Origin of the sequence: Arthrobacter sp. Soil762, from assembly GCF_001428335.1 — a bacterium.
GTDB lineage: Bacteria > Actinomycetota > Actinomycetes > Actinomycetales > Micrococcaceae > Arthrobacter.
On sequence record NZ_LMSG01000001.1, the window covers coordinates 809021 to 823211 of the forward strand.

Sequence of the window (14191 nt, forward strand, 5' to 3'; positions counted from 1 at the left end):
CGTTCCTAGATGAATTGCACTCCCACGTAGGCGAGTACTCCGATGAGGCCCCAGGAGAGCATGGCGACGACGATCGCCCTGCCGCTGGTGTGAAGAATTGACCGTATTTGCACGGACGCTCCCAGCCCGAACAGCGCCGCAGCGAGCAAAAGGTCCTGGGCGAGCGCAGCACCTTCCAGGACCGCATGCGGCAGGATTCCCAGCGTCCGCAACACGATCATCGCCATGAACCCGGCCACGAACAGCGGGATCAAGGGTGGGAATTTGAGCTTGCCTCCTTCGATGCCGGCGGCCGCCTTGCTGTGCTGGGAACGCTTGCGCCGGGAACGATTGCGGCAGCGCTGCACCAAAGCGGCAGCGGTGACCATCGGGGCGAGCATCAGTACACGGGTGAGCTTGATGACCAGGGCCCCGGCCAGGGCCGCGGTACCTGCCGTCTGTGCCGTCGCGACAACCTGCCCCACGTCATGGACACTGGCCCCCACCCAATGCCCGAACTGCACCTCGTCCAGGCCGAGAGGACCCTTGAGGGCCGGTAGCACGGCGATGGCAAGCGTCCCGCACAGGGTCACAAGCGCGATGGGCACCACGGTGCCGCGGTGATCCGTCCTGGTCACTCCGCTCATGGCGCCGATGGCGGAGGCGCCGCAGATGGAAAAGCCTGCGGCCAGGAGCAAAGGCTGGTCCCCCGGAAGCCTGAATGCCTTGCCCAGCAGCAAGGTGCCCACGAAGGTCAGCAGCACGATGCCCACTACGATCCCCAGCGTCGCCCAGCCGAGGGCCGCGACGTCTATGAGGCTCAGCTTCAGTCCGAGCAGCACGATTCCGAGCCTCATGAACCTCTTGGCGGCCAGCACCAGCCCGGGCTGCATGACTCCTTCGACTGCCGGGCCGATCCCGGGCAGGTTGGCGGAAAGGATGCCCAGGATGACGGCCACCGTGAGGAAGGGGAGGACCGGGACGGCCGCGTGGACAAGCCACGCGACGGCCACGGCAGCGGCCGCCAGTGCGAGCCCGGGCAACCGCCTGTCCCGCAGGCCTCGCGGGAGAAATCCACGCTGTTTGCCGCTTCCTTCCGGCTTGTAGCGTCCTACGGGCGTGGCAACGTCTTGTGTCATGGTCGTCTGCGATCCTCCCGGAGCGGGCTTGCGCCGTGCTCAGGCCGGATCTCCTTTCTTTCGAGTACGGAGAGCGACTGCATGGCGCTCAACAGGCCAACGGACGCGATGTCCCCGGCGCTGCAACCACGGGACAGATCGTTCAGGGGCGCCGCCAGCCCCTGCAGGATCGGGCCCACGGCCACGGCTCCCCCGAGCCGTTCGGTGATCTTGTAGCCGATGTTTCCGGCGTCCAGGCTGGGGAACACCAGCACATTTGCCTGACCCGCCACATCCGAGCCAGGCGCTTTCGCCGCCCCGATGGCGGGGACCAGCGCGGCATCAAACTGCAGTTCGCCATCCACGTGCAGCAGCGGGTGGCGGGTCCGCAGGATTTCCATCGCGGCCCTGACCTTGTCCACGTGCGAGTGGATAGCGCTGCCCCGGGTGCTGAAGGACAGCATGGCCACCTTCGGCGACTGCCCCGTCAGTGCCTGGTGCATGGCGGCTGCCGAGGCGGCGATGTCCGCCAGCTGTTCGGCGGAAGGATCGGGAACGACGGCGCAATCGCCGAACGTCAGTTCCCTTCCGTCGGGCAGCAGCATCAGGAACGAGCTGCTCAGGGTGGTGCAGCCGGGGTCCAGGCCCACCACGCGCAGCGCGGCCCGGAGCACCAGCGCCGTGGGCGTCCCGGCACCGGCAACACAGGCGTCCAGATACCCGGCCCGTAACGCGGCCGCGGCAACATGGACCGGTTCCTGACTGGCGTGGGTCAACTGCTCGGGTTTGCGGGAGTAAGCCTCCCCGATCAGAGCGGCGATGCTGCTGTCGCCGGCCAGCCCGCCGACGTCGAGGATGGCGTCGCCGGGCAGCACACAGTCCAGTTCGGCCGCCACCCGCCGGATTTCACGGCTCCGGCCAATGAGCCTGGGGCTGATGATTCCTTCCGCGGCCAGCGCACTGGCAGCGCGGACGGCACGCTCGTCCTCGCCGTCGGCGAATCCGACCACCCGGCCCCGGCCGGACAGCTCCTGGCGCCAGCGCTCAAACAGCGCGCTTCCCGCGGGCGGCGCTGCCTGCGGAATGCGCTTCTCAACAATCGCCGTCGCCATGGTTGTACCTCTTATCTCGAACCTGCGGAGGTCACATCGAATCCTGCGGAGGCGTCCACGAGGGGGCGCCTCCGCAGGCGAAGAACCGGATGCGGTGGTTAGGGCTGGATGGCCTTCTCGATGTCGGTGAGCATGCCGTCCACACCATGCAGCAGCGCGGACAGAACCTCTGCGTCGGCCACGAGCGGCGGGGAGATCATGATCATGGTGGCACCGCGGTCGTCCCCGCGAAGGATCACCTTGGTCCGCTTGAAGGACTCGGGAAGGACTTCGCGCAGGACCTTCAGCGACTCGGCCTGGGTCAGTTCGCGGCCGCTGAAGCTGTCCGCCATGAGTTCGATCGCGTAGAAGAAGCCCATGCCCCGGACTGCCTTGACGCAGCGGTGCGAGTTCTTCAGGGATTCCAGGGCCTCCATGAGCTTCGGGCCCTGTTCCTGGACATTGCCCAGGACGTTTTCGTCGCGCATGGCGGTGATGTTGGCGACCGCGACGGCGGTGGAGACCGGGTGCCCGCCCCATGTGGCGCCGTGCGTGAAGACGCCGCCCGTGGAGGAGTCGAACAGCTCCTGGACCAGCTGCTCGCGGACGATCAGGCCGCCCAGGGGTGCGTAGCCGGAAGTGGAGCCTTTGGCGAAGGTGACCAGGTCCGGGACCACGCCGGTGACGCCGTAGCCGAAGAAGTGGCCAAGCCGGCCGAAGGAGCAGATGACTTCGTCGGAGACCAAGAGGATCCCGTACTTGTCGCACAGTGCGCGCAGGGCCGGCCAGTAGCCATCAGGTGCCACGAGGGCTCCACGGCCGTTCTGGACCGGCTCGACAAAGATGGCCGCAACGGTTTCCGGACCCTCTTCGAGGACCACCCGCTCAATGGCACGGAAGCAGTCGAGTTCCGTGACCGGGCCGCAGTCGCCGGTGAAACCGAGGGTGTTCGGGACGCTGCGGATTCCCGGCAGGAGCTCGCCGAACGGCTCCTTGATCTTGGGCAGCTGCGTGATGGACAGGGCACCCATGGTGGTGCCGTGGTACGCCATGTCGCGGCTGATGACTTTGGTGCGCTGCGGCTGGCCCTGGCTGCGGAAGTACTGGCGGGCAAACTTCAGGGCCGTCTCCACGGCCTCGGAGCCTGAGTTGACGAAGAATGTGGTGCCCAGGTCGCCGGGGGCCAGGTCCGCGATGAGGGCGGCGGCCTCAATGGCCGGCGGGTGTGCCGAGCCCCAGTTGGACGCGTAGGCCAGCGTGCTGATCTGCTCGCTGGCGGCCTTGGCGATGTCCTGGCGGCCGTGGCCCATGTTTACGCAGAAAAGCCCGGCGAGGCCGTCCAGATAGCGGTCCCCTTCGGTGTCGATGAGGTAGCTGCCTTCGCCCCGGACAAAAATCGGGAACTCGCTGTCCCAGGTGTCCTTGCGGGTGAAGTGGGGTCCGAGGTGGCGCCGGGCCTGGGCCCGGAGTGTGGTGGCGTCCAAAACTATCTCCTTCTTGTCGAGGTGAGTAGCGATGATCGAAGCCTAGGCCGGGGGCCACACCGGGCATCAGGGCCACATGGAGCCTGGCTGATGGGTCCAGTTTGGTCCCTTCGGTTGCCGTGTATCTGGTGCTTCTGGTCCCATCCTGGACCGGACCATACTTCGATAACGCTGCGCAGCCCGCACGGCGGACTTATTGCAGAGCACCCATCAACAACACGGAGGTCACAATGAAGATCGGCATCCCGAAGGAAATCAAGTCCCACGAATACCGAGTAGCCGTCACGCCTGCCGGCGTCCACGAGCTCGTTGCCCACGGGCACGATGTGTTTATTGAAGCCGGCGCCGGAGAGGGCTCGTCCATCTCCGATGACGCGTACACGGTAGCGGGAGCCGCCATCCTTCAGACGGCCGACGAGGTCTGGGCCACCGCCGATCTCCTGCTCAAGGTCAAGGAGCCGATCGCGGCGGAATACCACCGCATGCGGCCCGACCTGACGATCTTCACCTACTTGCACCTGGCCGCCGACGAGGCCTGCACCCGGGCCCTGCTCGACGCCGGCAGCACCTCAATTGCCTACGAGACGGTCCAGCTCGAAGACGGCTCGCTGCCGCTGCTGTTCCCCATGAGTGAAGTGGCCGGCCGGTTGGCTCCCCTGGTGGGCGCACAGTGCCTGACCCGCCCCGAGGGTGGCCGCGGCGTGCTGATCGGCGGCGTCTCCGGTGTGGCACCGGCCCGCGTGGTCATCATCGGCGCCGGTGTGTCCGGCATGAACGCCGTTGCCGTGGCTGCCGGCATGTGGGCGGACGTGGTCCTCTTCGACAAGAACGTGGACAAGCTGCGCGCAGCGGACCGCATGTACCAGGGCCGGGTCCGCACGCTCGCCGCCAACCAGCTCGCCATCGAGCAGGAGGTCATCCAGGCCGACCTCGTCATCGGCGCCGTGCTGGTCCCCGGGGCCAAGGCGCCAAAGATCATCTCCAACGAACTGGTCTCCCGCATGAAGGCCGGCAGCGTCCTGGTGGACATCGCCATCGACCAGGGCGGCTGCTTCGAGGACTCGCACCCCACCACGCACCAGGAACCCACCTTCCGCGTCCACGGCTCGGTCTTCTACTGCGTGGCCAACATGCCGGGCGCCGTTCCCCACACCTCCACCTACGCGCTGACCAACGTCACACTGCCGTACGTGCTGCAGATCGCTGACAAGGGCGTGGAGCGGGCCGTGGCCGAGAACGCGGCACTGCGCGCAGGCCTGAGCACCCTGGGCGGGCGCCTGACCAACGCGGCCGTCGGCGCAGCCCACGGCATCGACGTCGCTGATGCACTCGAATCTTTGGCCCGTAGCTAAAGTACAAGGAGTAATTCTTGGCGGGGGAGTTCATACTGAACTCCCCCGCTTCTTTCGGTCCTGATACTTCATCGCGCTGCTTGGGAGGCGAAACGTGCCACGGACACTCATAGAGATTGACCGCAGCTCCAGCGAACCCCTATACCGGCAGGTCCGCCGCGTCATTGAGCACGGCATCGCCGTGGGCATCTTCGATTCGCGCCGCAGGCTGCCCAGCTCCCGGGAGCTGGCCGCCGAGCTCAAGGTTGCCCGCAACACCATCAACCTGGCGTACCAGGAACTGCTCACCGAGGGCCTGGTGCTCAGCCACGAACGCAGCGGTATCTTCGTGAACCCGGAGATGCTGGCCGCGGCGGAAGCTGACGTACCGGCCACGGATTCGATGATCGACTGGTCCTCCCGGATGCGCCGCTACGCGGACGAGGGCGTCCCTGAAGTGGAAAAGAACGCGGACTGGCACACATATCCGTACCCGTTCGTCGCCGGCCAGGTGGACGTCCACAGCTTCCCCGCCACGGCCTGGATACGGAGCCTGCGCGAAGCCCTGTACCAGCCCCACCGCTTCGCCAGCCTCCAGGACAGCGTGGGCGCCGACGACCCGATGCTGATCGAGATGATCCGCCGCCAGATCCTGCCGGCACGCGGCATCGAGGCCGGTGCGGACGAAATCCTGATCACGGTCGGATCCCAGCAGGGACTGGACCTGCTGGCCAGGACGCTGCTGGGCCCCCACCAGCGCGTCGGCATCGAGAACCCCGGCTATCTGGACGCCCGCCACATCTTCCTGCGCACCGGCGCCCAGGTCTACGGGATCGACGTCGACCAGGACGGGCTTTGCCTCCCCGGGACCCTCAGCGGCACCGCCCTGCTCTACGTCACCCCCAGCCACCACCACCCCACCAACGTCACGCTGAGCATGGAGCGCCGCCGTCGTCTGCTCAAGCTCGCCGCCGCGTCCGGAACGGTCCTCATCGAAGACGACTACGACAGCGAGTTCCGCTACGAAGGCAGCCCCAGCCCCGCGCTGAAGGCCCTGGATTCCACCGGCGACGTGCTGTACCTGGGCACGTTCTCCAAGTTCCTCTCCCCCGGGCTGAGGCTCGGGTTCCTGGTAGGGCCCGCAGAGCTGATCACGGAACTGCGGCGCGTGCGGCGGTACCAGGTGCGCCACCCTCCGGGGCACACGCAGCGCGCCCTCGCCCTGATGATCGACAGCGGCGATTACCACCGCGCCCTGCGCCGTCACCGGCGGCAGCTGAAGACGCGCTGGGAGACGGTCACCGAGATCTCCGCACTGTGCCTGCCCTGGGAGCAGGGCCCGTACCCGCCCGGTGGCGTCAGCCTCTGGATGGAGGGCCCGGCCCGGCTCGATGCCGTGGAGCTCGTGCGCCGTGCCGAAAAGCGCGGCGTGCTGATCGAGCGCGGGGACGTCTTCTTCAGCCAGGAAAATGCGCCGCGGAACTTCTTCCGGATCGGCTTCGGCGCCATTCCCACGCGTTCGATCCCGGAAGGCCTGGCCCGCGTGGGCGAGGTGGCCACGAAGCTGCTCGCCGAGGGGTAGTCCGATGCCGCGGCGCTGGGCCCGGCGCCGGCAACGGTCCGTCCGCTCAGCACCGGCAAAGCCAAAGACTCCCCGGACCTTTCGGTCCGGGGAGTCTTTGTGTCAGCTACGACTGGCTGTCCGGTTTACACGTAGTCCTTGTACTTCTCGAGCGTCCGGACCGGCTTCGCGAGGGCATCGCGGCGGAAGGGGTCTCCCAGTTCGCGGGTGCACATAATCTCGATGACCGTGGTCTTGCCCTCTTCCATCTGGGCGGCGAGCGCCCGCTTGAGCGCGGGGCCCACCTCGTCGAGCCGGTCGACCACGATGCCTTCGGCTCCCATGGTCCGGGCCATGGCGGCGAAGCTCTCGCCGTTGTCCAGTTCGCCAGCAATGAAGCGGCGGTTGTAGAACTCCACCTGGTTCTTCTTCTCCGCACCCCACTGCCGGTTGCGGAAGACGACGGCGGTAACCGGGATGTCGTGCCGCACTGCGGTGAGGACCTCCCCCATGCTCATGGCCCAGGCGCCGTCGCCGGCGTAGGCCACGGCGGGACGGTCCATGGATGCCGCCTTGGCGCCTATCATGGTCGGCAGGGCGTAGCCGCAGTTGCCGAAGCTCATCGGGGCGAAGAAGCTGCGCGGTTTCTCGAAGCGCAGGTAGCTGTGGGCCACGGAGTTGATATTGCCGATGTCCGTGGAGATCATGACGTTCTCCGGCATGGCCTTCTCCAGCTCGCGGAGCACCTGGCGCGGGGACAGCCAGTTACCGTCCTCGTTCTTGTGCTCCTCGAGCATGTCGAGGCTGTACTCATCCTTTTCGTGCGTCCACGCGGTGAGTTCCTCTTCCCAGCTTTCCTTCTCAGCCTTGATGGTGGCGGCACGCTCGGCCTTCGTGGCGTCGCAGGCGAGGGTGAGCTGGTCCAGGCGCTTGCCCAGTTCAAGTGCCACGGCCTTGGCATCGCCACAGATGCCCACGCTGATCTTCTTGACCAGGCCCAGCATGGTGTGGTCGGCGTCGATCTGGATGATCTTCGCTTCGGTGGGCCAGTACGCCTGGCCGTACTGCGGCAGGGTGCCGAACGGGCCCAGGCGGGTCCCGAGGGCGATCACGACGTCGGCCTGGGAGATGAGCTTCATTCCCGCCTTGGATCCCTGGTAGCCCAGCGGTCCGGCCCAGAGGGGGTGGCTGGCAGGGAAAGAGTCGTTGTGCTGGTAGCTGTTGACCACCGGGGCGCCCAGGCGTTCGGCCAAGGCCTTGCATTCCTCCACGCCGTCGGCCATGACCACGCCGCCGCCGGAGACGATCACGGGGAACTTGGCCGTGGCGAGCAGGGCCGCTGCCTCGTCCAGGCTCTTGGTACCGCCGGCACCGCGATCCACGCGGCGCGGCTGCGGGATCTCCACAGTGATCTCGCCGTAGAAGTAGTCACGCGGGATGTTCAGCTGGGTGGGTCCGTTTTCAGACATGGCGCGGTCGAAGCAGCGGCCGGTGAATTCGGCCATGCGGGCCGGGTGGGTCACGTGGCCCTGGTATTTGGTGAATTCCTGGAACATGGGCAGCTGCTTGGCCTCCTGGAAGCCGCCGAGGCCGATGCCCGTGGTGCCGGCTTCCGGCGTCACGATGACCACCGGGCTGTGCGCCCAGAATGCCGCGGCGATGCCGGTGACGCAGTTGCTGATGCCCGGGCCGTTCTGGCCGATGACCACGCCGTGGCGGCCGCTGGCACGGGCATAGCCGTCAGCCATGTGGGCTGCCCCCTGCTCGTGGACCACCGGAACCAGGCGGATGCCTGCGGGGGCGAAGATGTCCATGGCGTCCATGAAGGCTGAACCCATGATGCCGAAAATGTCGGTGACGTCGTTGGCGACCATCGTCTCCACGAAGGCCTCCGACGGTGTCATTTTCTGCACGCCCTTGGCGACTTCGCGGGCGGCCTTGGCTGGTGCTGCCTGGGCCGGGGCGCCTTTGCCCTGACCCGCGGATGAGTCGGTGACGAGCGCTTCTGCCGTGCCGTCGTTGGCAACGGATGAGAGTTCGACGGTGTCTTGGCTCATGATGATTGCTCCTCCTCCAGGATTTCGCCTAGATACGTTTGACTATAAAATATGGAACGTAGCGTTCCTGTTTTGGTGCTGATGCCGAGATTATGGCAAAAGGCCAACAACGTCAACGGATATTTCAATTATTCGGAACGCTGCGTACGATATTCTTGAACCAGATGCCAATTATGGTGCGGCTTGATCACGTGGAGGACAAAAAATGGCTGAGATTCACAGGCTGGGCGAGCCCGCCCTGCAGGCGCCGACGGAGCTGGCCGGGGACACCCCCACCATGCGGCTGTTCTCCCTGCTGGAACTCATCGCCACCAAGGACCAGCTCTTCACGCTCCAGGGCCTGGTGGAGGAAACCGGCACACCCAAGCCCACGCTGCACCGCATGCTGCAGCAACTGGAGAGCTCCGGCCTTCTGATCCGGGAGAACAACGGCCGGCACTACGGCACCGGCGTACGGCTGCGGCGCATGGCGGAGAACCTGCTGATCAACGACATGCACCACGGCGCACGCCACGCTGTGCTGCGGAACCTGGTCGCGGAACTGGGCGAGAGCTGCAACGTGACGGCGGTGTCCGGCAGCGAAGTGGTCTACCTGGACCGCATCGAAACGTCCGAACCGCTGCGGATCACCCTCCAGCCCGGCTCCCGCGTGCCCGTGCACTGCTCGGCCAGCGGGAAGATGATCCTCTCCCAGCTCAGCCCCGCACAGCGCAGGCGCCTCATTGCCGCCGCGCCGCTGGAGCGCTACACGAACAAGACCGTGACGGACCCCGAGCTGATCGAGGAAGAACTCCAGCGCGTCCGCCGGGACGGCTACGCGATCGACGACGAGGAATTCCTCCCAGGCATGGTGTGCGTGGCCGTGCTGGTTCCCACCGCAAACGCCGTGTCCAACCTTTGCGTCGCGGTCCAGGCGCCGGTCATGCGGCTCACCCCCGAGAAGGGGCTGAAGCTGCTCCCGGCCCTGCAGCGTGCCGCAGCGGCGATCGGTCTGATCGAGGCCGAGGCCGGTTCCGGCACCGCAGACGGAAGCGCGGACGACGGCAGCACCACCGGGGGCAGCAAGGCCGGAGCGGCCGGCATCGACGCGGGCCGCACTGACGGCGTGGAGGAGGAGCTGTGGACCAGCTGAACCGCCTGATGCCGGACGAGTTGGTTTCAGTCCGCGAGGTGTTCAATCTCGATTCTGACCTCAAGGTGGCGGCCTTCCGTGAAGCCGACGAGCACGTCCCCGAGGTGGACCCCGCCTACCGTTTCAACCACGACGTCACCCTGGCCATCCTGGCCGCCTTCACCCGGAACCGGCGGATGCTGCTCCAGGGCCTGCACGGCACAGGCAAGTCCACGCACATCGAGCAGGTGGCCGCGCGGCTGAACTGGCCCTGTGTGCGGGTAAACCTTGACGGCCACATCAGCCGCCTTGACCTGGTGGGCCGCGACACCGTGGTGCTGAAGGACGGCAAGCAGGTTACCGAGTTCCAGGAAGGGATTGTCCCCTGGGCCATCCAACGGCCGGTTGCCCTGATCCTGGACGAGTACGACGCCGGCCGCCCGGACGTGATGTTCGTGATCCAGCGGCTCTTGGAACGCGACGGCAAGCTGACCCTGCTGGACCAGAACCGGGTCCTGGACGTGCACCCCGGGTTCCGGCTCTTTGCCACGGCCAACACCGTGGGACTGGGAAACCTCAACGGCATGTACCACGGAGTCCAGCGGCTCAACCATGCGCAGATCGACCGCTGGAACATCGTCGCCGCCCTGAACCATCCCCCGGCGGAGGACGAGATCGGGATCGTGCTGGCGCGGGTCCCTGAGCTGGACGACGCGGCCGGCCGGAAACTGGTGGCGTCCATGGTGGCCGTGGCCAAGCTGACGCGGGACGGTTTCCGGGTGGGCGATCTGTCCACGCTGATGTCCCCGCGCACCGTCATCACCTGGGCCGAGAACATCGGGATCTTCGGCGACCCCGGCAAGGCGTTCCAGCTGTCCTTCGTCAACAAGTGCGATGAAGCCGAGCAGCCGCTCATTGCCGAATTCTTCCAGCGATGCTTTGACCGGGAGCTGGAAGCGCCACGGACCTCGGGGTACCTGCCCGCCGACCTGCCGCCGACCCGCGCCTTCGCTGCCGCCGCGGCCAGCTAAGGGCCGCGCATGGCCTCCCTGGCGGAACAGACGGAGCAGGCGGAGAGGGAACGGGCGGAGACCGCCTCCCGGCAGCTCGCAGCCACATCGCTGCGCCGCCGCAAGCAGACCCTTGAACTCTGCGCCGCAGCCATGCGCGGGCTCAGCGGGCAGGGCGGCCTGCACTTCCGCGGCCCCGCGCTGTACCGGGAGAGCACCCCGGTGGCCATGCCCGCGCCCCATCTCCACCCGGGAACGGACGCCGTTACGTTGGACGCCTTCCGCGGCGCGGCGGACGGCATGGCGCTGCGGCTGCAGCACAGCGATGCCGCTCTGCATGCGGAGTTCTGCCCCGCAACGCCGGCACGAATGCTGGTGTTTGAGATGCTCGAACAGTTCCGTACCGAGTCGCTGGCCGACGCCGCCATGCCGGGGGTCCGGGCCAACTTGAACCACCGCTTCCAGCAATGGTCCCGGGAGTTCGAGGCGTCCACGCTGGCGGACACGGACCTGGGACTCATTCTCTTTACCGTGGCCCAGGTCTGCCGGGCGAGGATCACCGCGGAGCCGATGTCCCCGGACTTCGAGGACCGGATTGAATCCACCCGGGCCGAGCTTGCCCCGCACGTCGGCACGCATCTGGCCGCCCTGCGGCGGGAACGGTTCTCCCAGCCGGGCTTCGGCCGCCATGCCCTCGCCATCGCGGAGACCGTCGGTGCCATCAGCGAGCACCTGGAAGCCCGGGAAGCGCGGCCCTCCCGTTCCGGCGGCCGGGTGCCGCAGTTCCAGCTGCTCTTCGATCAGGACAGCAACGACGACGCCGTCCCCACCGCCGCGTATGGGCGCAGCCATGCGCTGGAGGCCGGAGGGGACGGCTACCGAAAGTTCACCACGGTCTATGACCGCGAGCTCCAGGCCACGGACGTGGTCCGCGCCGAACTGCTGCGCGGTTATCGGCAGCAGCTGGATGACGACATTGCCAGGCAGGGCATCAACGTGCCCCGGCTGGGCCGTGCCCTGGGCGCGGCCCTGTCCACGGCCGTCCACGACGGCTGGGACGGCGACGCCATTGAGGGCCGGCTCGACGGCAGCAGGCTCGCCCGGCTGGTCACGGCATCCGGGGACCGCAGGGTGTTCCGGACCGAACGGATCGAACCCCGGACCGACGCCGCGGTGACGTTCCTGGTGGACTGCTCCGGTTCCATGAAGGAGCACAGCGCCGCCGTGGCCGCGCTGGTGGACGTATACGCGCGCGCCCTGGAACTGGCGGGGGCGCGCTGCGAAATCCTCGGCTTCACCACAGCTGCCTGGAACGGCGGCCGCGCCGGGAAGGACTGGATCCGTACCGGCAGGCCCCCGCATCCGGGGCGGCTCAACGAGGTGCGGCACCTGGTCTTCAAGGACGCAGACACCCCGTGGCGGCGGGCCCGCCCGGCCATTGCCGGGCTCATGAAGAAGGACCTGTTCCGTGAAGGAGTCGACGGCGAGGCCGTGGACTGGGCCTGCGCTCGGCTCAGGGGCGGCCCTGGTAACGCCAGCACAGAGAACGGCGGCACGGGGCGCAACGGCTCCGAACGGCGGATCCTGCTGGTGGTGTCCGACGGCAGCCCCATGGACGGCGCCACCGCCCTGGCCAACGACGGCCACTACCTGGAACAGCATCTACGGGATGTCGTGGCGGCGCACGAAGCTGCCGGCAACGCAGAGATCTTCGGACTGGGCGTGGGGCTGGATCTCTCGCCGTATTACCGCAGGAACATCGCACTGGACCTCTCGCGCGGAAGCAGTGCCGCCGTCGTCGGGCAGGTCCTGGCCATGCTTGCCGGACGCCGCTGAGGCTACCCCCATGCGGCGAAGCCGCTCAACGCAAAAGCCCGCCGCGGGGACGTGCCTCCATTGGCACTTCCCCGCGGCGGGCTTTATGGACCGGACGGACATCCGGCCTGAAGATCAGGTGCGGGCCGCTACCGGTTGCTTGTCGGGCTCCTCCTCGAGCCCTTCAGCCGAGGAGTCCAAGGACGGATCCGCTGGAAGGTCGGCGGCGTCGTTGCCGTCCTCTTCTCCGGGCTTCCTGCCGTAGCGCCGGCGTAGCTCGTAGCTGAGGAGGATGATCACGAGCGTCACGCCGCTCATCACGAACTGGGTCTGGGTGCTGGGCAGCAGGGCCATGGCGGCGATGACCAAGAGCATGAGCGCAATGGTTGCGTAGCTGAGCCACGGGAAAAGCCACATCTTAAGCTTCAGCGCCCCGGGGTCGTCGCGGTCCAGTCTCTTGCGCAGCACCACCTGTGACAGTGCGATCGCCAGGTAGACGAAGAGCGCCACGGCGCCGTAGGAGTTCACCAGGAAAGCGAACACGACGTCGCCCCACACGTAGACACAGACCACCGAAACGTAGCCCACGGTGGTGCCCAGCAGGATGGCACGGCGCGGAACGCCGCTGCGTGACAGCTTCGTGAAGAACTTGGGGGCATCGCCGTTGCGGGTGAGCGCAAAAAGCATGCGCGAGGTGGTGTACAGGGCCGAGTTCAGGCACGAGAGCACTGCCGTGAGGACAATGAAGTTCATGATGGTGGATACCGCCGGGATACCCAGGACGTCCAGTACGGCCGCGTAGGGGCTCACGCCGACGCTCTCGGCATCCCACCGCTGGATCGCCACCACCACGAAGATCGAGCCGACGTAGAAGGTCACCACCCGGGCCACGATGGAGCGCATGGCCTTCTTGACGGAACGCTCGGGGTCTTCGGACTCGGCGGCCGCAATGGTGATGATTTCCGCGCCGGTGTAGAAGGCCACACAGGGAACGACGGCGGCCAGCACGGCACCCCAGCCCAGCGGTGTGAACCCGCCGTGGTCAAACAGGTTGCCGATGCCCGGCGTCGACTCGGGCCACAGGCCGGTGATCCAGAGTACGCCCAGCCCCAGGAACAGGCCGATGGCCACAACTTTGATGGAGCTGAACCAGTACTCGAACTCGCCGAAGGATCGGGCCGAAGCCATGTTCGTCGCGCTCAGTACCACCATCAGGCCCAGGCTGAGCATCCACAATGGAACCATGGGGAACCACAGCTGGATGATCCGGCCACCGGCAATCGCCTCGACTGCCACCACAATCACAAAGAAGTACCAGTACATCCAGCCGGTGGCAAACCCGGCCCGCTGTCCCAGAGCCTGGCGTGCGTAGACATAAAAAGAGCCCACCACCGGACGCGCTACGGCCATTTCGGCCAGCATCCGCATGAGGAGCAAGGTGATGACGCCTGCGATCGCAAACGAGACGATGGCCGCCGGGCCGGTGCTGCTGATAACAACGCCACTGCCGACGAACAACCCGGCACCGATGACGCCCCCAATGGCGATCAAATTCATGTGTCTGTTCTTGAGGCCCTTGCTAAGGCCGGCGTTGTCGGCCTGCCGGGGTTCGGCTTGATACACGTTTCCTCCAA

Annotated in this window: 10 protein-coding genes; 5 read left to right on the forward strand and 5 right to left on the reverse strand. The window is 66.9% G+C overall.

Translation table 11 applies throughout. The features are described from left to right. Positions 1-5: 5 nt before the first annotated feature. From ASG77_RS03820 to ASG77_RS03830, 3 genes are all read right to left on the reverse strand, one after another. Positions 6-1118: a YeiH family protein gene (locus ASG77_RS03820; protein ID WP_082575811.1), complete on the reverse strand. Its 1113-nt coding sequence runs from the start codon at positions 1116-1118 to the stop codon at positions 6-8. Continuing rightward, positions 1115-2209: a phosphotransacetylase gene (locus tag ASG77_RS03825; RefSeq protein WP_056341211.1), complete on the reverse strand. Its 1095-nt coding sequence runs from the start codon at positions 2207-2209 to the stop codon at positions 1115-1117. Before ASG77_RS03825 ends, ASG77_RS03820 begins: the two co-directional genes overlap by 4 nt. Before the next feature lie 98 nt (positions 2210-2307). Next, on the reverse strand, positions 2308-3672 hold the full coding sequence (locus ASG77_RS03830) for an aspartate aminotransferase family protein (protein WP_056341214.1): 1365 nt from the start codon (positions 3670-3672) through the stop codon (positions 2308-2310). 230 nt (positions 3673-3902) lie between these two features. Between ASG77_RS03830 and ald the strand changes: the two genes are divergently transcribed. Both ald and pdxR read left to right on the forward strand, forming a co-directional pair. Then, positions 3903-5024 (forward strand): alanine dehydrogenase, encoded by a 1122-nt coding sequence (gene ald / locus ASG77_RS03835; protein WP_056341216.1) that lies wholly within the window; start codon positions 3903-3905, stop codon positions 5022-5024. Positions 5025-5118: 94 nt separating this feature from the next. Continuing rightward, positions 5119-6585: a MocR-like pyridoxine biosynthesis transcription factor PdxR gene (pdxR, locus tag ASG77_RS03840; RefSeq protein WP_056341218.1), complete on the forward strand. Its 1467-nt coding sequence runs from the start codon at positions 5119-5121 to the stop codon at positions 6583-6585. Positions 6586-6710: 125 nt separating this feature from the next. Here the strand turns inward: pdxR and xsc are convergent, their stop codons facing one another. Further along, positions 6711-8621: a sulfoacetaldehyde acetyltransferase gene (gene xsc / locus ASG77_RS03845; protein ID WP_235564273.1), complete on the reverse strand. Its 1911-nt coding sequence runs from the start codon at positions 8619-8621 to the stop codon at positions 6711-6713. Positions 8622-8826: 205 nt separating this feature from the next. Between xsc and ASG77_RS03850 the strand changes: the two genes are divergently transcribed. From ASG77_RS03850 to ASG77_RS03860, 3 genes are read left to right on the forward strand one after another with little or no spacing between them, the layout of a single operon-like run. Beyond that, positions 8827-9753 (forward strand): IclR family transcriptional regulator, encoded by a 927-nt coding sequence (locus tag ASG77_RS03850; RefSeq protein WP_082575812.1) that lies wholly within the window; start codon positions 8827-8829, stop codon positions 9751-9753. Beyond that, positions 9741-10763 (forward strand): AAA family ATPase, encoded by a 1023-nt coding sequence (locus ASG77_RS03855; RefSeq protein ID WP_235564278.1) that lies wholly within the window; start codon positions 9741-9743, stop codon positions 10761-10763. Before ASG77_RS03850 ends, ASG77_RS03855 begins: the two co-directional genes overlap by 13 nt. A gap of 9 nt (positions 10764-10772) precedes the next feature. Continuing rightward, positions 10773-12578 (forward strand): cobaltochelatase CobT-related protein, encoded by a 1806-nt coding sequence (locus ASG77_RS03860; RefSeq protein ID WP_082575813.1) that lies wholly within the window; start codon positions 10773-10775, stop codon positions 12576-12578. A gap of 114 nt (positions 12579-12692) precedes the next feature. Here the strand turns inward: ASG77_RS03860 and ASG77_RS03865 are convergent, their stop codons facing one another. Then, entirely contained in the window at positions 12693-14114 is a 1422-nt protein-coding gene (locus tag ASG77_RS03865; protein ID WP_082575840.1) for an amino acid permease, read from the reverse strand. Positions 14115-14191: the final 77 nt, after the last annotated feature.